Consider the following 16461-nt stretch of genomic DNA (forward strand, 5'->3'; position numbering starts at 1 on the left):
GGGCCTTTAATTTTCCAGCGCCCTTAGCTTCACTTCCTTTCCAGCTTAACCCTTACGATCCTCGGGCCCTTCATTTCCGTTACGGTTAACTTGACCTCTTGGCAGTGAAGCTCATCCCCTTCGCGGGGGACCCTCTGAAGTTGGGTGAAAATAAGGCCGGCCAGTGTCTCATAATCCTCACTCTCCGGCAGCGTGAGACCCAGAGTCTCGTTCACCTCGTCTACTCTGAGGGCTGCGTCAAGGTAGTAAACATTATCGCTAACTTTCTCTATAAGAGGCTTTTCCAGGGCTGATTCATCAGTGACCCGCCCCACGATCTCCTCCAACAGCTCTTCCAGGGTGACAAGCCCCGCCGTGCCCCCGTATTCATCTATCACCACTGCCATGTGGATGCGGTTCGTCCTCATCTCCTTCATAAGCTCATCTATCGGCTTGCTTTCAGGGACCACGTAGGCGGGTCGAGCTAATTCCCGCACCTTCTTCTGAAAGCTTGCAGGGTCCTGGCTCACGTTGAGAAGCACATCTTTTATGGCCACAAAGCCTATAATGTTGTCAATGGAATCCTCGTAAATTGGGTAACGAGCATGGCGGGAGCGCTTGAACTCCTCCAGAAAATCCGCCAGGGTAAGGTCAGCTTCTATGGCTACTATTTCTGTTCGGGGTATCATGACTTCCCTTGCGGTCCTTTCCCCGAAATCGAAAACTTTCGTTAAAAGTTCTTCCTCTGCCTCCTCCAGGATTCCTTCCCGATAGCTTCCCTTTATGAGGGCTTTGAGTTCTTCAAGGGTGTGGACGGCCCGGAGGGCAGCTCCAACCTCTATGCCTATAGGTTTAAGGATGATGGCTGCGGACCGGTCCAGGAGCCAGATAAAGGGCTTGAAGATAGCATAGAACCACTGCATGGGGATTGACGAGCTCAGAAACACCTTTTCACCCCAACGGAGGGTCAGGCTCTTGGGGACCTGTTCTCCCAGAAGCACATGGAGGTAGGTTATTGTACCGAAAGCTAAGACTGCTCCTGCTGTGTGGGACACAAGGTCCCCAGCCCAACCAAAAAGGTAGCGGGAAAATGGCTTTAAAATTTGAGCTACTGTTTCTTCTCCGACCCAACCCAAGGCAAGGCTTGCGATGGTTATGCCCACCTGAGAGGCAGCTATGAAACGGTCCGGGTTATTGTAAAAATGAAGGGCAATAATTGCAGACCGGCTTCCGCGAGCGGCTTTGGCTTCCAGAGAGGGCTTTTTGGTAGAAACCAGAGCGAATTCAGCGGCAGAAAAGAAAGCATTTAAGGCGATGATCGAAAACACAATGAAAAGCCTCAAGGCCAATAAAGAACCTTCCTCCATACACTTACCTCCTACCGTTCTCTAACGATAAGAGCTTGCGGAAGGGCGGAAATCCCTGAGATGGAGCTCTACCCCTTCCTGATTGCCCCAGCGGGTCAACTTGGGGGTATAGACGATGTCAAGAAACTCCCTTACTTCCCCAGCCCTCAAGCCCATCCTGAAACCTATGGCTGCCCAGGTCCTTGAAGCCCAGGCCAGAGTCAGACGGAGGTGCCTGGATTCTTCCCCTACCAGCCGGTACTCCTGAACTTTAACCCGACGGGTCAGGAAAAGGGGTTCGGGGTTGGCGTAGCCGAAAGGTTCAAGCATAGATATATAATGGCAGAGCTCAGGGGTTATCTGGTCGAGGGAGGTTTCAGCATCAATTTTGAGGGTCGGGACAAGCTCCATGCCCTTCAGGTTTTCCCGGGCGATTTCCTCTAACCGCACCTTGAGGGCGGGAAGGTTGCGGGTTTCCAGGGTCAACCCTGCAGCTGCTGCATGCCCTCCATACTTCTGAAGGAGATCAGCGCACTGGTCCAGAGCTGCCGTTATATCGAATTCCGGGATGCTCCTGGCTGAGCCTCGGCTTCTTTCGGGGGATAGCTCCATAACTACAGCAGGGCGGTAAAATTCCTCCACCAGCTTACTGGCCACAAGCCCCACTACTCCCGGAGCAAAACTCTCATCCCCCACTATTAGCACCAGGTCTCTCTCCAGTAACTCAAGGGCCTTAAAACGGGCTTTCTCTAAATGCTCGTTCATGAGCTTCTGGCGTTGCCGGTTCCATCGGTCTAATTCCCGGGCGAGCTCTAAAGCCTTTGCTTCGTCCTGGCTTGTTAGAAGGTCCAGGCTCAGCATAGCTGTGGTGAGACGGCCTGGGGCGTTGAGGCGTGGCCCCAGGATAAAGCTTATGGCATAAGAATCGATCTCCCCGGGTGCCACCCCTGCCACCTGCATAAGGGCCCTTAGACCTGGCCTGGCTACAGAGTTGAGGCTTTGAATCCCTCGCACAGCCAGAGTCCTGTTCTCACCGGTGAGAGGGACCACATCCGCCACTGTGCCGAGAGCTACCAGGTCGTAGAGCTCTGGTTCTTCCACTGGAAGGGGTGAGATGGGAACCTGCCGGTTGGCCAGAAAGAGGGCCTGAGATAGCTTGAAAGCTACGCCGGCCCCGGCTAGTTCTTTAAAGGGGTAAAGGCAATCGGCCCTTTTTGGGTTTATTACGGCCAAGGCTGGCGGTATCTCCGGCCCTATAGCGTGGTGATCGGTTATGATAAGGTCGAGGCCTATCTGGCGGGCATAGCGGGCTTCCTCTATTGACCGGATCCCGCAATCGGCGGTTATGACCAGTCTTATCCCCTTACGCGCAAGGGACCTGAGGGCAGGTTTGTTGAGGCCATAGCCTTCGTATAACCTGTCGGGAATATATGGAATGACGTTTCCCCCCAGAGCTCTGATAGTTTCCAGGAGGATGGCGGTGGCTGCTAATCCGTCCACATCAAAATCGCCGTAAATAGCAATGGGTTCCCGTCCCTTTATTGCCCTGCGGATGCGGGTTACAGCTTTATCCATATCCTTCATCTTGAAAGGATTGAAAGGCTCTTCTCCGCCTCTGAGGAAAGCCTCAATTTGGGATGGGGTCCTGGCCCCCCGGTTGTATAGAATTTTCACCACCAGGGGCGGGATACTGGGAAAGGAGTTCAGAAGGGAAAGCGGAGGAGAAGGAGCTATAACCCATTTGGTGAAGCCCATAGTTTTTCCCGATTATTTCAGCGTTTCTACTATCTTGGCGAACTCTTTGAAGGGTATAGCCGTAAGGGTTTGAGTTGAAGTTGCTCCAAAGTAATTCAATATAATAGCCGCCTTTGCTGCCGAGAGGGCATCCGGGGCTTCAATAATGTGGAGAAAATCATAAGCTCCCAGGAGGGCGTAACTGGCGATGCGTTTTACCTCAGGGCAAACCTTTTTAAGCTCCTTCTCAAACTCCTCTTCCATTTTCCCCAGGTCTTTAATCCTCTTTATCCCTTCCTCTGACACCTTAGACAGGATTACGAACGTCGCCATGGTTTTCTCCCCTCAGAACCTTATGGCAACGTCGGCAGCGGGGCTCATACATCTCCTGAGCGCCCACTAGGATGACCGGATCATCGTAAGAAGCGGGGCGTCCGTTTATAAGGCGCTGCGTTCTGGTAGCAGGAGCTCCGCATACGACACAAATAGCTGAAAGTTTATCCACCTGCTCGGCCTGAGCCATAAGAAGAGGGACGGGGCCGAAAGGTTCGCCCCTGAAGTCCATATCAAGCCCCGCTACTATAACCCTTATGCCTCTATCGGCCAACTCGTTGCAAACTTCGGCAATTTCCCAATCAAAGAACTGGGCCTCATCAATAGCCACCACTTCCACTTCGGGCTCCAGAAGTTCCAGAATCTGGCGCGCTTCGGAAACAGGTATTGCTTCCAGATCAGCTCCACTGTGGGATATAACCTTTTCCGGATGATAGCGCTTATCTATACCATGTTTGAAGACCTGAACCTTTTGCCGGGCAATGCGGGCCCTTTTAACCCGCCGGATTAGCTCCTCAGTTTTTCCAGAGAACATGGGCCCGCAGATCACCTCAATCCACCCTGAAGGGTAATAGGGATGCATTTTTATCCTTCCTCTTTTTTACGGCTCAGCTCTTCGGTCTTCTGGGCTCTCCTCTTGAAGCGTTCAACCTGGCCTCCAGTATCCACTATACGCTGCTCCCCCGTGAAGAAGGGGTGACAGGCGGAGCAAACGTCAGTGCGGATTACCTTTTTGGTGGCGCCGGTTATAAAAGTATTGCCACAGGCACATATCACCTGGGCGTCGGTATAAAATTCCGGATGTATTCCTTTTTTCATCTTCTCTTTTTACCTCCTCCTTAAGCTGTAAGCGGCAATACGCTTACCCAGGTCCTGCCACCCTTCTTTTCAAATTTTACGATACCATCCACCAGAGCATATAAGGTGTAATCCCTCCCTACCCCAACATTGCTTCCAGGCTTAACTTTTGTTCCTCTCTGGCGGACTAAAATAGTTCCAGCCCTTACCAGCTGGCCTCCGTAGCGCTTTACACCGAGGCGCTTGGAGTTGCTATCGCGACCGTTCCGGCTGGAGCCTCCTCCTTTTTTGTGAGCCATTTCTCCTTCACCTCCTTTCTCAAGCTATTATCTCTTTAATGAGAAGGCGTGTGTAAATTTGGCGGTGGCCTTTCTTTCGGCGGTAACGCTTTTTAGGCCTGTATTTGAAAACAATGATTTTAGGGCCTTTGAAATGCTCCTGAACTACGGCCTTAACCCGGGCCCCCTCTACAAAAGGCCTCCCAATCTGCACCTTTTCCCCGTCCACCACCATAAGGACCTTATCAATTTCAACTTCTCTTCCTGGCTCCACCGGCAACTTCTCTACCTCAATAACACTGCCGGCAGAAACCTGGTACTGTTTGCCCCCACTTTCAATAACAGCGTACATCGTCTGCTCCCCCCTTTCAGCATTAACGTGTCCTTAAATCATTCAAATTATACTCGCTAAGGCTCTATTGTCAAACCAATGCGCCTGGTCGGCTACCTTCAGTCATCACAATCTAAACACCCGGTTCTTCCACCGGAAGCGGAATTGGGAACCCTCTCCCACCAGCGCATCCGTTATCCACGGCTTTCCTGTCCTCAGACTTAGCCCCATCACCTGCCCGGGAAGCGCCTCTTATGCCTTTTCGTCCACCAGCTCAGGAGGTCGGTCCCCCAGTGAGGACCCCCCTTCGGTCTTCCGGCCATTTCTTTTTAAGAAGACGACTTTCATAATATAGAGGCGGGACCTTTTTCCCTCGGGGTTGTTCCAGTCTGGAACAACCAGGGCCTCAGCCGCTGTGAGGAATGGATAGGCCTGCTCTGACGGCCTCGCCTTGCACACGGCAGATTAAACCTAAGTTCGGAGAGTTACCGGGTCCGGCGAGGGAAAATTGGCGGAAAGGATATTGCCTTATGAAAAGCCACGGACTATGGATAATGTTGGTAGGCATTTTGCTCCTTGGAAGTTGTGGGAGAACTTTGTACCCCCCCCATCGCCCCTCACCACACCCACGGTTAACCTATGCCCCTACTTCCCCCATCTCCGGAAAAAAATAACAACCTCACCCCTGACTTACCCCGGAATCCTGCACCCACCTCTGGGCTATCGGTGGGTTGAAAGAAAAGTTGAGAGGGTTTCCCTAGTTGAGGATAGGCTGGTTTGGCTTAAGGAGGGGGTTCTGGAATGCATCCACTTCTCCGATCGTCAGGTGCTCTGGCGATACAATCCGCCCGTAAGCTTGCGGATCGCTGATATAGCAGTTGTAAAGGACAGGGTTTTCTTCTTGGCATATCAGCAATTAGGTCCATCCGCCCGACGCATTAGGGTTATAGCCCTGAGGCTTAATAGCGGTAGTCAGCTCTGGGAGCGCTCTTTATACGGTCCATTACTCCCTCTATGCTGCTGAGCATACGGTATATGTTTATGATGGGGTAATTTCCACGCTTACGGCTCTGGATTCCCACACTGGTGAAATCCATTGGCAGTACACTGGCCAGTGTTCCGGCCCGGCACTAGCAGTGGAAGGGAGATTATGGGTGCAATGCGAGAAAAACTTAATTGAACCGGATGAATGGACAGGAGAAATTAAGGCGCAACTGACTAATCTGGCAGCCGAACAGATTGCATATAAGGACGGCTTTTTGATAACCATCCAATCCGCCTGGCCCGAGAATATTACCCACCAAAGTCAACTTCCAGATACGTCTATAATCGTGTGGAAAAGACAACATGAACACCCGCTCTGGAGCGTTATTAACCCTGGTCCCCCTTCCGGTTTGTGGGTGAGTGAGAGGACATTAATTTACAGGGCAGGGAAGACTGTGCGGCACGTTAATCTCCAGAATGGTGCGATCGTGTGGGAAACCAGACTTTCCGACGAAAGGGGCACAAACTTGCTTGGGGCTGGGAAAGTGCTTCTGGTGGGAAGCCATGCTGGCTATCTCCATGCGCTTGATAGGGAAAGTGGTCATCGGTTATGGAGTCGGGATCTCTGGACAAGCCTGAAGCCAGGCTCGTTCCATGTCACCGTATTGGGCGTCTATAAAGAGGCCGTTCTTCTGAAAATAGGTAAGTACGTGGCAATGCTGATTCCAAACGGGCAGACATCCTGGCCTATTCCACCGCCCACTCCTGCGCATGTGCCAGAACCGGAAGCATTTGAGTGAAAAGCTCCCAAAATATCCAGACCGCCTGAGGACTGGTCTCCCCCTTCCCCTGCGGAAATTACCAGACTCTCACCCAAGTAAATGGCCGAAGCCCATCTTCAGATATTAACCAATTTCAAAGGAGCAAGAAGATACGCTGCCTGGGGGTTGTCTGGCCTCTGATTATTGGTCACAGATATATTTTTTCCCTGCCGATAGAGGTGGAGGAACGTAATTAATTCCGGTTCAGACCTGAATTTGAGATATCTGGCTTCGCTAACTCTATCATTCGGCCTGACATACTCCCATTAGCCCTTGTGCCAGGTCGTTATCGATGCTCAACCTGCGGAGTCGCTTGGGATAAGAGCTCCCCACGTCCAGCACCCTTTCGTCAGGCTGTACTGAGGGGCTTGAAGGCCATTTCCACCGTTTGGAAAATCCTGATGGGCTCCAAAATTACTACTGGGGGCTCTGGGCAACTTTTCTGCCGGAGTGCTGGTGCAGCAAAATATCCTGATACTCATCCGAACCTCAGCTTAAGTTTTTTGACATTGATGCCCATGTATGGTATTTTATCAGTGTTAAATTGAGAATCGGAGGTGGATATGAGCTCCCCCTTCTTCCCAGAAATGCACGACCTGGTCAAACTTGTTAACCCTAAGGGCTCATTCCCCACCAGGGATGGGAAACCTTTAACCCTTGCCGACAGCAGTGGTAAGGTCTTTGCCAATCTGGACCTTTCAAAGCTTGGTTTAGAAGACAAGAAATTCTTGCCCACCCTTCAGGCTATTTTTTACGCCGGCCATTTTCCTGAAGAGGAGTTGATCGATGCTCAGCTCAGAAAGAAGTTATTCTTGCTCGAATTAGCTCATAAGTTGGCCTCTGCCTTCCCGGAAAACGTTGTTCCCGCCTCAGGGGAGCCCACCTTTTCCTTTTATAAACTCTGGCAGCCTCAGCATGCTTCTTTAACTCAATTTACCCCTCCTATAAGCAACAGTCAGGCCTTAAAGGAAGCCCTGGAAATGGCCACCTCCTGGGAAAAGGGCCAGAGCTTTTGGGAGAAGTTTTCCTCGCATTTAAAGGTTCGGAGCTACTACGATTACAAGCCCTTTAACATAGCATCCCTTTTCGCTCATTCCTACCTCACTTCCCAATTTTACAAGGCCCTGGAAGAAAAAGTGGTAGAAATGGAATCTCCATGGAGACTTGCCCTTGAAGGGGAAGAAGCTTTTACACCTGAAGAAGCTGAGCAGAAGTGGTTTGGCCGTGTTGTATGGGGCCAGGTAAATTTCTACCAGAAGCCCCAGGTCCTTGATGACCTCAAAGTTTTCCGCAAGCTTCAAGAAATTATAGCTGATTTAGAAGAGGCTTTCAATTCCAACGTAATCGCCACTTTTTACAATCACTTCTGGCTTTTTATCCCGGGCAGAGACAAACAAAGCTTGGAAAAAATCGCCGATTTCTTTACAGAGAAAGGCTTTCCGGTGACCCTTCGCTACCAGGAAGCTCCTCTGGCTACGTTAGGAGAATCCAGGGCTATAGAGTTCAGGATAATCCTCCTGGAAGCCATGGCTTCAGAACTGACACGCCTTAAAGGCGAAGAGGAAAGCCGGAAGGTGCAGCTGGAAGAAGACCTCAAAGTTCAAGAAAGACTTGCAGCCGAGTTGGAGAGAGAGATAGCGAAGCTTGAAGAGGAGCTCAAACGCCTTACCTCTCCCAAAACCCGTCATGCTACCCGTAAATTGAAGAAAGAAAGGGAGAAAACCTACGGGAACGTAACTTCTCGCCTTCAAACTCTGCGGCAAGAAATCAGCAATATTGAGGGGAAGCTGAAGAAGATAAATGAAGAAATAGCCTGGCTGGAAGAGCAATTAGTTAGGGAAAGAGCCGAGAAAAGCAAAGGCCCTACATGGTACCAGGAAGAAAAACATCCCCCTGAGATACGAAAAAGACAAAAGGGGATAGAATTATGCCAGGTCTGCGAGGCAAGGGAGCCTGCTAAAGGCAGCGAACTTTGCTCCATATGTCAGGAGATCAGGACATCGGAAGGGGATTTTTCCAGCCAGATTTCCTGGCTTTCAGGAGGTTATCTCCTCTGGCTCTACTGTTTCTTTGAACCAAGGTTCTGGCAACACGCCATACTCACCCTCTTCAGCAATTACCTGGACAAAGTAAACCCTGGCCTCTGGGGGGCCAGCCAGCGTTTTCATCTGAAGACTTCTTTGCGGTGGCCTGTAATAATTAGAGACTTTATAGATGACCTTCAAAGCTTTCTCAAAGAGCTGGAGCTGGAAATATGCCGGCTCGTGGGAGCCAGAAATCGCATCCGCTTGGCTGATAACCTCTGGATTATGCCTATATCTCGGGGAACAAAAGTGGTAATCCTTCTCAGAAGTTACATAGCTCTCCTGGAGAAGTTTTTCCCTTCCCTTATCCCCTTAGCTGATATGCCCATATACCTGGGGATAAGCATAGCTCCAGCGTCAGAACCATTCTTCAGTCAGTGGCACTATTTGAGGCGCCCCCCTCAGCCGATAAGCCTTAAGCTTCCAGATCAGGAACGCCTGGAAGTGAGCATCAATATCATGAAGGAACTCATCCGCTACGGCGAAGTCATGATAAGTTACCGCCAGAGGCGACGCCCATCTCTGGAGCAGGTCAGGATTGAGGAGCTTATTGCCAGGAATATAATCAAGCGCCAGGATGTGAAGACCTTCCAGCAGCTCATTGGCTGGGAAGCCCCCTCTTAACAAAAAAGCCTGGAAGGAGTCACTAGGTCTCGGAGAGCTATCCAGAAACAATGGCCAGAGAGCTGGAAAAGGGAATACTTTGTTTCCTCGGAGGGGAAAAGTGAAAGTCCTGCTTTTAGCGAACGTGAAAGGATTAGGTAAAGCTGGAGATATCAAGGATGTGGCCGACGGCTATGCTCGTAATTATCTTATCCCCAAGGGCTTAGCTGTGCCTGCTACACCTGAGAATTTGAGCAGGGCGGAATTCAAAAAGCGTGTCCAGGAAGAGAAAATGAAACGCCTGGCCGAAGATATGCACGCCTTAGCTGAGTTTCTCTCTGGCATGACCCTTACATTTAAAGTTAAGGCTGGGGAAAAAGACAAGTTATTTGGTGCTGTAACGACTGCTGATATAGCCTTAGCCCTGGAAAAGGAACTGGGCCGCCCCTTTGATAAACATAAAATAGAGCTTGAAGAGCCTATAAAACAGCTGGGGATCTACAATGTCCCCATAAGGCTGATGCCTGGCCTTGTAGCTCAGGTCAGGGTAGTGGTAGAAAAAGAATCTTAGAAGGACTCCACATGAATCAGGACCCGGCGGCTGCGGGGGCCATCGAATTCCGCCAGGTAAATGCCCTGCCAGGTCCCCAAAGTGAGCTTTCCGTCGGACACAAAAACGAAAGCGCTGTTTCCCACCACTGATGTTTTAACGTGGGCGTCAGCATTTCCTTCGGTATGATGATAGTGAGCTCCGGGAGGAGCCACCTTCCGTAAAACTTCCACTATGTCTTTCCTTACAGAAGGGTCCCATGTTTCGTTAACGGTTATTCCAGCGGTTGTATGGGGCACAAAAAGGTAGCAGATTCCTTCTTTAACCCCGCTCCCAGCCACAACTTTCTGCACTTCCCCTGTTATATCCACCAGTTCTTCTTTGGAACGGGTTTGCACTTCAATAACTTTCATCTTTCCTCACCTCCAAATTTCTAAAAGTTGCCAGAATCCGATGAGAATAAATAACGAACCAGCAAGATAAGACCGGAGCCGGGGTTCAACCTTTGCAAACAGGGATTGGCCCAGGTATATAGCCACCACAGAAAGGAGGCCCAAAGCGCAGAGCACCCCCAGGAATACCGTAAAGGGCTCGTAGGAAACCGCAAAGAGGGCTGTTGCTATTTGAGTTTTATCCCCCATCTCCGAAACAACGATCATAGTAAAAGCCGTAGAAAAGGGATCTTTAAGCTCGCATTTCATGCTTTCGTCAGAAGATTTGAGCGGGGTTAAAAGGCCAAAGCCTATAAAAATAACACCAGCAATGATTTTCACCCAGACCAGAGGAATAACTCGCGCTATAAATTCTCCGAACAGTATAGCCAGGCCATCGGTAATGGCGAATGCCAGCAGTGCCCCCAGCAGGAGAGATGCACGTTTATGGGTCCTTGAAGCGAGGCAGAACAAGGCCAGCTGGGTCTTATCGCCGATTTCAGCTAGGCTTATTGTGACAAAAGGGATTAAAAAACTCTGCATTTTTCACCCCTTTTAAAATTCCCGGGGCATTATAGCAGAAAAGGTTTTCTGAGACAAAAACACCTGTGAAACTTTGCCGTATTCAGGTGCAGCTTCTAAATCAGAGGGCTTCAGGTTGGCAAGGATGGGTCTAAAGCAAAATTTCCAAATTGACAGGAAGTCCTGGCTCTGGTAATATTATCTTCGGAGGGATGGCCGAGTGGACGAAGGCGGCGGTCTTGAAAACCGCTGTGGGGTAAGCCCCACCGTGGGTTCGAATCCCACTCCCTCCGCCTTGCAGGTGCAGAAAAAGATTTACTGGCTGAAAAAACTGAGGATTTTCTCTAAATTTGCCCCAAAACCGCTGAAAATATGATCATCCACAATTATGGTCGGGGAGAGGACTCTGCCGGTTAGCTTTTTGAGTTCTTCAGCGAAAGCTGGATTTGTGCTAAAGTCCCTTTCTTCAAAGGGTATATTTTTCTGAGCAAAGAAACTCTTTGCTGCTTCACAATCGGCTCAGTGAGGCTGAGTGTAAATTATTACTTTCCTCACAGTTTGTTCCCTCCGAGAATTTTCTCCAATTCTTCAGGCCTGGCTATAGGAAGGCGGCAGGTGTAGTTTTCACACAAATACACAATAGCCTGGCCTTCAGCAAGGGGTAAAGGCTCAAGCCAGGGAGCAATTTTCAGGATGTTTTGCCTATCAGGGCCCCCGGGCCAGAAGAGAACTATCGCCTCTGGCAAAAACCGGACGCTAAGGATTCGTAAGAAGGTTTCGGCTTCCTGAGGGGATTTTGCTGCCACCACTATTTCCTTGACGGGGCCGAGGGCAAAGTCCATGGCTGTAAGCATAGAGGTGTAAGCTGAAGGCGCCCTGCCTATTAGACCAGCGGCCCCTTCCAGGATTTTCCATCCTTCTCTTTCCAGCTCGGTTTTTCCGGTAATACGGCTAAGTCGCAGGAGGACCAGGGCGGCCACAGAGTTACCGGATGGAACGACCCCATCGTGAAAGGCTTTCATCGTTAAGGGCAGAGCCTGGTCTTTGACCCTTGAGAAGAGAAGGCCGTAGCCTTCAGGATCCCGGAAAAGTTCCAGCATTTTCTCCGCCAGAAGAAGGGCTTCTTCCAGGTAGCGGTGGTTGAAAGTAGCGCCGTAAAGCTCCAGTAACCCCCAGGCCAGAAAAGCATAGTCGTCCAGGAAAGCGGGGATTGCGCTTTCTCCATCAAAAAAGCGGTGGAACAAAACGCCCTCGCTCGTGCGCATTTCCCTCAGCAGAAATTCAGCCGCCTGAACAGCTGCCGCTGTATAAATTTTATCGTTCAGGATCCTGCCTCCCATGGCTAGAGCCGCTATCATCAGGCCGTTCCAATCCGTCAGGATTTTCTCGTCCTTCAAGGGGTGCGGACGCTGAAGGCGAGCCTGGAAAAGGGCTTGCCTGCCTTCTTCCAGAAACCTCTCAAGCTCTTCCAGGGTTAAACCTCTCTCGGTGGCGAACTCCTGTGGACTTCTGGCGATGAAGGGTACGCTTTTCTGGGCGCTTATCCCATAGAACGAACTAAAAAGCTCACCCCTTTCTTTGCCGAGAACAGCTTCCACTTCTTCCCTGGTCCAGAAGTAAAACCCTCCTTCTTCCCCGCTGCTCTCTGCGCTTTCGGAGGAATAGAAACCTCCCTCCGGGGATCTCAGGTCTCGGAGGGCATATTCAAAAATGCGGGATGCCATGGTTGCATAGAAGGAGTTGCCGGTAACCTGGAAAGTTTCCAGAAAGGCTATCGCCAAGAGGGCCTGGTCATACAACATTTTCTCAAAGTGGGGGATACGCCATCTTTCATCCACAGAATAACGGTGGAATCCGAACCCAATGTGATCCCAGATTCCACCTCTGCTCAAACCTTCCAGGGTTTTCTCAACCATCGTGAGGGCTAATTTTTCCCCCGAACGTTTCCACCACCGAAGGAGAAAATTTATGTGGGAGGTGATCGGGAATTTAGGGGCTTTTCCAAACCCACCATAGTGAGGGTCAAATTGGGAAGAAAGATTTTCGTAAGCAAGGCGAAGGAGGTTTTCTGTTACGGCTCCGGCATAGGAAGCCTTAGGGGTTTTCTCCAGGAATTCTTTTACTCTTCCTCCAGTTCGCAGCAGTAAATCCTTCTGGTTTTCCCATAAGTAAGCTATCCTTTTTAGAAGATCCTTCAGACCTGGAAGGTTGTGACGGCTTTCTTTTGGGAAATAGGTGCCGGCGAAAAAGGGCTCTCCCTCCGGCGTAAGAAACACTGTTAGAGGCCATCCACCCCCGCCCGTCATAGCCTGGCATGCGGCCATGTAGAAGTGATCCACATCGGGCCTCTCTTCCCTATCCACTTTAACGGGGATGAAGTGACGGTTGAGAAGCTCTGCTATCTCTTCGTCTTCAAAGGACTCCCTCTCCATCACCATGCACCAGTGACAGGCAAGGTATCCTATAGAGAGAAAGATGGGTTTATCTTCGCGGCGGGCTTTTTCAAAGGCCTCTTCCCCCCAGGGATACCAATCAACAGGATTGTAGGCGTGATGGAGAAGGTAGGGACTTTTTTCATGGATTAGGCGATTTGGTTTCCCCTTCATGGTTCCCACCTGTTCAGGAAAACATATTTTTCCAGGGGAAGCCTCGGGGGCCTTGTCCTCTCGGCTTCCACCTGTTTTTCGGTTAAGAGCGGACTCATCGTTCTGGAGTGTTTCCCCACAATGATTAAAGTTATCACTTTCATGTCTTCTGGGATTCCCAATATCTCTTTGACTTTATCTTCTTGATAACCGGCTATTGGGTGAGCCACGAGTCCCAGCTCAGTGGCTCTCAGGATGAGAAAAGCGGTAGCTAATCCGGTGTCGAAGAGGTAGTATTCCCGGCCTTTTATATCGCAATCCAGATCCTTTCGCGTAACTACTGCTATGATCATGGAAGAAAGCCTGGTCCACTCGTTCCCCCGGCTCATAGCTTGCCATAATTTTTCCAGTACTTCTCGCTCGTAGACAAACACAAAGCGCCAGGGTTGATTGTTGAAGCAGGACGGAGCAAGCCCGGCACTTTCACCCAGATCTCTTATCAATTCAGGAGTTATTTCAACAGGTTCCAGAGAGCGGTATGCTCTGCGAGTTCTTATAGCTTCTATCACATCCATAGAACCCCTCTAATCCAGCAATCTTTTCTCGCCCTCAAGCCGCTTAATATCGGTTATATCCTGGGTTACCTCCAGGACCCCAAGGTATTCTCCCTGGGGGCTTCGGACCGGAAAGTAACGGATGTGCAAAAAACGTCCCCTGTAATTTATCCAGAACTCGGCCACGTCTCTAACGCCGGCTTTGAATTCTTCTATTATTCGGTTGACCACGTGGATACTTTTCTGGGGGTGGCACTGTTGAACGGTTCTTCCCAGAACAGCACGAGTTCGGGGGAAGATTCTGGTTTCGGCCCGGTTGAAGTAACGCACTATGTCGTTTTTATCCACAAAGGTTATCTCTATCGGGAGGGTGTTGAGGATAGCTTCCAGTTCCTGATAGGTGAGGGTGCCGGTCTCAAAGGCGATTTCCCCTTCCAGACGGGCTGGCTCTTTAAGTTCTACAGGCGCAGGCATCGCTTCCACTGGAGTGAAGCAGCAGTAGCCCAGTTCATCAAACTGAAGCCTTATGTCGGCCCACTCCTGCTGGCCTATCACCTGCAGTGAAAGGGGGAAAAGGATGTTGTTCTCTTTGTGGAAGTGGGTGGTAAGCCAATTCTGGAGCGATTGCGCGGTGCTGGTTAATTCCTGAACGAGCTGGGGAAAGGATATGGCTGAAGCCCTCTCCAGTATCTGATAGAGCTTCTTTTTCACTTCCCTTATCTGCTGATGCTCCATCCACATTATTGCCGGCGGTTCCGTAATACCATGTTTTTCTATGTAAGGGAAAAGGACGTTTTCTTCCCGAACGTAATGGCTCTCGGAATCTCTGAAATGCTCAGCTAAGTGTGAAAGGTGGTCGCGGATTTCTGGCTCTAATGTTCCAAGTTCTCCAAGCTTATGAGCAAGCTCCACAAGCTCGGCGGCGTTTTCCAGGAGAATGCGGTGTTCTTCCATCAGGATGTGGATGGGATGCCATGGGGGAGCCAGGGTTGGGCCTCTCTTTTCAAGGCCTTCTCTGAAAACAGCCAGATGGACTTCACAGAGCCTGTGGACCTCTTCCCGCGGCAGTCCTTCTTTTATCAACTCTTCTTCAGCTCTGGCTATTTCCATAGCTGAGACGTTTTGAAGAAGGGTCTGAAACTGCGCTTTAACCTCTTCCGGATTGGCTCCCTGATGGATTTTTCGGATGATTTCCTTCAGGATTTCCTTCCGGTCTTTCCCGAAAAGCTCGCTCATATACTTCCTCCCCAGGAATTTTCTTAGAGAATTTTATCCAATTGTGCCAATGGATTCAACGACTTTTGTCTCAGGTCGGGGAAGCTGGGGCTGAGGCCTTTTCCTTCACCACCATCTGGCAGCAAGTTCCGGCGCAGGACTTAAGGTTAAGTTGACATTGCTTCGTTTTTGTAGCATAATGTTGAGAGAAATAGTAGCATTCAGGAGCTGGGAAATGTTGGTGAACCGTGAGACCGATTATGCTATAAGGGTTATTTTATACCTTGCCATGCAACCGGAAGGCACCAGGGTCAGCGCAAAGCGGCTGGCAGTAGAAAAGGTCATCCCTAAAGCTTTTACACGGCGCATTTTGACCAGGCTTGCAAAAGCGGGCCTTCTAAAAAGCTTAAAGGGGCTGAAGGGCGGAGTTTATCTGGCCAAGATGCCCTCCCAGATAAGTATCCTGGAAGTAATGGAGGCGGTGGGAAGAGTTCCCCGGGTAAGCCCTTGCATTGAGGACCCCAGGGCATGCCCTTTTACTTCCACTTGCCCCGTTCGTGAATTGTGGATTGATATAGATAAGGAGTTAAAGGAACACCTCAGGGAGACCACTTTTGAGCAATTAGCCTACAGATTCAGCAAACAGGAGGAAAAAAGCCCCACGGGAAGTGCATAATGAGAAAAATGACTGAAGGGCTTTGGTGCACAAATCTGGACATCTGATTGAAAAAGAGCATAATTGGGGGTATGAGGAGGAAAAAGTGCTCCCACCCCCGACCACAGAAGCACCCGGAAAAGCGAAAGAAGCAACCCAGGAAGACCCGCTACTGGGTGCGGAATTGGCCAGAATATGACCGGGCTCTGGTCCAGAGGGGCTCTGGGACCCTCTGGATATCGGATGAGGCCATCGCCGGATGGCGGTATGAAAGGCCGAATCATCGGGGAGCCCCTTTCTTCTACAGCGATATTGCCATAGAGACGGTCCTGACCCTTCGGGAGGTCTTTCTCCTTCCCCATCGGGGAGCAGAGGGCTTTGTCCGTTCGGATTCCCCTGCCGGTTCTGGACCCTACGACCCTTTCCCGGCGAGGCCGAAAGATGGACGTCCGTCTTCCGAAGCGGGCTCAGGGACCCCTGCATCGGGTTCTGGATAGTAGTGGTCTGAAGGTCTATGGGGAAGTGGGTCGGGAGGTCTATCAGGCCCTGCAGGAGCACAGCCCAGGTATTCGGATGGCTATTCCTCCCCTACTTTGCGGAGCGGACGATTCAGGATGCCGAATCGGAAAAGGGATGGGATGAATTCCGGGCGCTCAAA

The 16461-nt window shown here is 50.6% G+C and carries 19 protein-coding genes and 1 tRNA gene; 6 read left to right on the forward strand and 14 right to left on the reverse strand.

The annotated features are described in order from the left end of the window. Positions 1–29: 29 nt before the first annotated feature. The 9 genes from NZ653_05945 to NZ653_05985 all read right to left on the reverse strand — a co-directional run bounded on the left by NZ653_05945 (position 30) and on the right by NZ653_05985 (position 5896). Positions 30–1346: a hemolysin family protein gene (locus NZ653_05945; protein MCS7286656.1), complete on the reverse strand. Its 1317-nt coding sequence runs from the start codon at positions 1344–1346 to the stop codon at positions 30–32. 21 nt (positions 1347–1367) lie between these two features. Beyond that, entirely contained in the window at positions 1368–3080 is a 1713-nt protein-coding gene (gene recJ / locus NZ653_05950) for a single-stranded-DNA-specific exonuclease RecJ (GenBank protein ID MCS7286657.1), read from the reverse strand. Between the two features lie 12 nt (positions 3081–3092). Further along, on the reverse strand, positions 3093–3392 hold the full coding sequence (locus NZ653_05955; protein MCS7286658.1) for a GYD domain-containing protein: 300 nt from the start codon (positions 3390–3392) through the stop codon (positions 3093–3095). After that, entirely contained in the window at positions 3367–3975 is a 609-nt protein-coding gene (locus tag NZ653_05960; GenBank protein MCS7286659.1) for a thymidine kinase, read from the reverse strand. Before NZ653_05960 ends, NZ653_05955 begins: the two co-directional genes overlap by 26 nt. 2 nt (positions 3976–3977) lie before the next feature. After that, positions 3978–4211: a 50S ribosomal protein L31 gene (rpmE, locus tag NZ653_05965; GenBank protein ID MCS7286660.1), complete on the reverse strand. Its 234-nt coding sequence runs from the start codon at positions 4209–4211 to the stop codon at positions 3978–3980. Between the two features lie 20 nt (positions 4212–4231). Continuing rightward, positions 4232–4489: a 50S ribosomal protein L27 gene (rpmA, locus tag NZ653_05970; protein MCS7286661.1), complete on the reverse strand. Its 258-nt coding sequence runs from the start codon at positions 4487–4489 to the stop codon at positions 4232–4234. A gap of 19 nt (positions 4490–4508) precedes the next feature. Next, the gene (rplU, locus tag NZ653_05975; protein MCS7286662.1) at positions 4509–4820 is read right to left on the reverse strand and encodes a 50S ribosomal protein L21; all 312 of its coding nucleotides are present in this window, start codon (positions 4818–4820) and stop codon (positions 4509–4511) included. A 736-nt stretch (positions 4821–5556) separates the two neighbouring features. After that, a complete protein-coding gene (locus NZ653_05980; GenBank protein MCS7286663.1) occupies positions 5557–5715 on the reverse strand; it encodes a hypothetical protein in 159 nt (52 codons plus the stop codon). A gap of 43 nt (positions 5716–5758) precedes the next feature. Continuing rightward, a complete protein-coding gene (locus NZ653_05985; protein MCS7286664.1) occupies positions 5759–5896 on the reverse strand; it encodes a hypothetical protein in 138 nt (45 codons plus the stop codon). Between the two features lie 234 nt (positions 5897–6130). Here NZ653_05985 and NZ653_05990 point away from each other — a divergent pair, with 234 nt between their 5' ends. From NZ653_05990 to rplI, 3 genes are all read left to right on the forward strand, one after another. Beyond that, positions 6131–6583 (forward strand): PQQ-binding-like beta-propeller repeat protein, encoded by a 453-nt coding sequence (locus tag NZ653_05990; GenBank protein ID MCS7286665.1) that lies wholly within the window; start codon positions 6131–6133, stop codon positions 6581–6583. Between the two features lie 584 nt (positions 6584–7167). Further along, a complete protein-coding gene (locus NZ653_05995; GenBank protein MCS7286666.1) occupies positions 7168–9312 on the forward strand; it encodes a hypothetical protein in 2145 nt (714 codons plus the stop codon). 100 nt (positions 9313–9412) lie between these two features. Beyond that, on the forward strand, positions 9413–9862 hold the full coding sequence (gene rplI / locus NZ653_06000; GenBank protein ID MCS7286667.1) for a 50S ribosomal protein L9: 450 nt from the start codon (positions 9413–9415) through the stop codon (positions 9860–9862). Here the strand turns inward: rplI and NZ653_06005 are convergent. Together NZ653_06005 and NZ653_06010 are read right to left on the reverse strand one after the other, a co-directional pair. Then, positions 9859–10254, reverse strand: a complete 396-nt coding sequence (locus NZ653_06005) for a secondary thiamine-phosphate synthase enzyme YjbQ (protein MCS7286668.1) — start codon at positions 10252–10254, stop codon at positions 9859–9861. The two genes, rplI and NZ653_06005, sit on opposite strands and share 4 nt — an antisense overlap. A 6-nt stretch (positions 10255–10260) precedes the next feature. Continuing rightward, positions 10261–10815 carry a TMEM165/GDT1 family protein gene (locus NZ653_06010; protein ID MCS7286669.1) on the reverse strand — a complete coding sequence of 185 codons (555 nt, stop codon included), beginning with the start codon at positions 10813–10815 and terminating at the stop codon, positions 10261–10263. 185 nt (positions 10816–11000) lie between these two features. Between NZ653_06010 and NZ653_06015 the strand changes: the two genes are divergently transcribed. After that, positions 11001–11087: transfer RNA gene (locus NZ653_06015), tRNA-Ser, on the forward strand. Positions 11088–11345: 258 nt separating this feature from the next. On the opposite strand, the gene NZ653_06020 is transcribed toward NZ653_06015, so the two are convergent. Genes NZ653_06020 through NZ653_06030 form a run of 3 tightly spaced genes read right to left on the reverse strand, consistent with a single transcriptional unit; the run spans position 11346 to position 15169 of the window. Next, positions 11346–13400, reverse strand: coding sequence for a thioredoxin domain-containing protein (locus NZ653_06020; protein ID MCS7286670.1), 2055 nt, complete (start codon positions 13398–13400; stop codon positions 11346–11348). Beyond that, positions 13397–13954, reverse strand: coding sequence for a nitroreductase family protein (locus tag NZ653_06025; GenBank protein ID MCS7286671.1), 558 nt, complete (start codon positions 13952–13954; stop codon positions 13397–13399). The genes NZ653_06020 and NZ653_06025 overlap by 4 nt, the downstream gene beginning before the upstream one ends. 9 nt (positions 13955–13963) lie before the next feature. Beyond that, positions 13964–15169, reverse strand: a complete 1206-nt coding sequence (locus tag NZ653_06030) for a DUF438 domain-containing protein (GenBank protein MCS7286672.1) — start codon at positions 15167–15169, stop codon at positions 13964–13966. Positions 15170–15383: 214 nt separating this feature from the next. Between NZ653_06030 and NZ653_06035 the strand changes: the two genes are divergently transcribed. Together NZ653_06035 and NZ653_06040 are read left to right on the forward strand one after the other, a co-directional pair. Further along, entirely contained in the window at positions 15384–15824 is a 441-nt protein-coding gene (locus NZ653_06035; GenBank protein MCS7286673.1) for an Rrf2 family transcriptional regulator, read from the forward strand. A 155-nt stretch (positions 15825–15979) separates the two neighbouring features. Beyond that, on the forward strand, positions 15980–16300 hold the full coding sequence (locus NZ653_06040) for a transposase (GenBank protein MCS7286674.1): 321 nt from the start codon (positions 15980–15982) through the stop codon (positions 16298–16300). The last annotated feature ends 161 nt before the right edge of the window (positions 16301–16461 follow it).

The organism is Anaerolineae bacterium, from assembly GCA_025062375.1.
Lineage (GTDB): Bacteria > Chloroflexota > Anaerolineae > SpSt-600 > SpSt-600 > SpSt-600.

What these genes read in the sequence shown, in the direction of transcription:
- NZ653_05995 (MCS7286666.1), top strand. Translation starts at nt 7,168, where the DNA reads ATGAGCTCCCCCTTCTTCCCAGAAATGCACGACCTGGTCAAACTTGTT.
- rpmE (MCS7286660.1), bottom strand. Translation starts at nt 4,211, where the DNA reads ATGAAAAAAGGAATACATCCGGAATTTTATACCGACGCCCAGGTGATA.
- NZ653_06035 (MCS7286673.1), top strand. Translation starts at nt 15,384, where the DNA reads ATGTTGGTGAACCGTGAGACCGATTATGCTATAAGGGTTATTTTATAC.
- rpmA (MCS7286661.1), bottom strand. Translation starts at nt 4,489, where the DNA reads ATGGCTCACAAAAAAGGAGGAGGCTCCAGCCGGAACGGTCGCGATAGC.
- NZ653_05945 (MCS7286656.1), bottom strand. Translation starts at nt 1,346, where the DNA reads ATGGAGGAAGGTTCTTTATTGGCCTTGAGGCTTTTCATTGTGTTTTCG.
- NZ653_06020 (MCS7286670.1), bottom strand. Translation starts at nt 13,400, where the DNA reads ATGAAGGGGAAACCAAATCGCCTAATCCATGAAAAAAGTCCCTACCTT.
- recJ (MCS7286657.1), bottom strand. Translation starts at nt 3,080, where the DNA reads ATGGGCTTCACCAAATGGGTTATAGCTCCTTCTCCTCCGCTTTCCCTT.
- NZ653_06025 (MCS7286671.1), bottom strand. Translation starts at nt 13,954, where the DNA reads ATGGATGTGATAGAAGCTATAAGAACTCGCAGAGCATACCGCTCTCTG.
- NZ653_05960 (MCS7286659.1), bottom strand. Translation starts at nt 3,975, where the DNA reads ATGCATCCCTATTACCCTTCAGGGTGGATTGAGGTGATCTGCGGGCCC.
- NZ653_06010 (MCS7286669.1), bottom strand. Translation starts at nt 10,815, where the DNA reads ATGCAGAGTTTTTTAATCCCTTTTGTCACAATAAGCCTAGCTGAAATC.
- NZ653_05955 (MCS7286658.1), bottom strand. Translation starts at nt 3,392, where the DNA reads ATGGCGACGTTCGTAATCCTGTCTAAGGTGTCAGAGGAAGGGATAAAG.
- NZ653_06030 (MCS7286672.1), bottom strand. Translation starts at nt 15,169, where the DNA reads ATGAGCGAGCTTTTCGGGAAAGACCGGAAGGAAATCCTGAAGGAAATC.
- NZ653_06005 (MCS7286668.1), bottom strand. Translation starts at nt 10,254, where the DNA reads ATGAAAGTTATTGAAGTGCAAACCCGTTCCAAAGAAGAACTGGTGGAT.
- NZ653_05985 (MCS7286664.1), bottom strand. Translation starts at nt 5,896, where the DNA reads ATGGATTTCACCAGTGTGGGAATCCAGAGCCGTAAGCGTGGAAATTAC.
- rplU (MCS7286662.1), bottom strand. Translation starts at nt 4,820, where the DNA reads ATGTACGCTGTTATTGAAAGTGGGGGCAAACAGTACCAGGTTTCTGCC.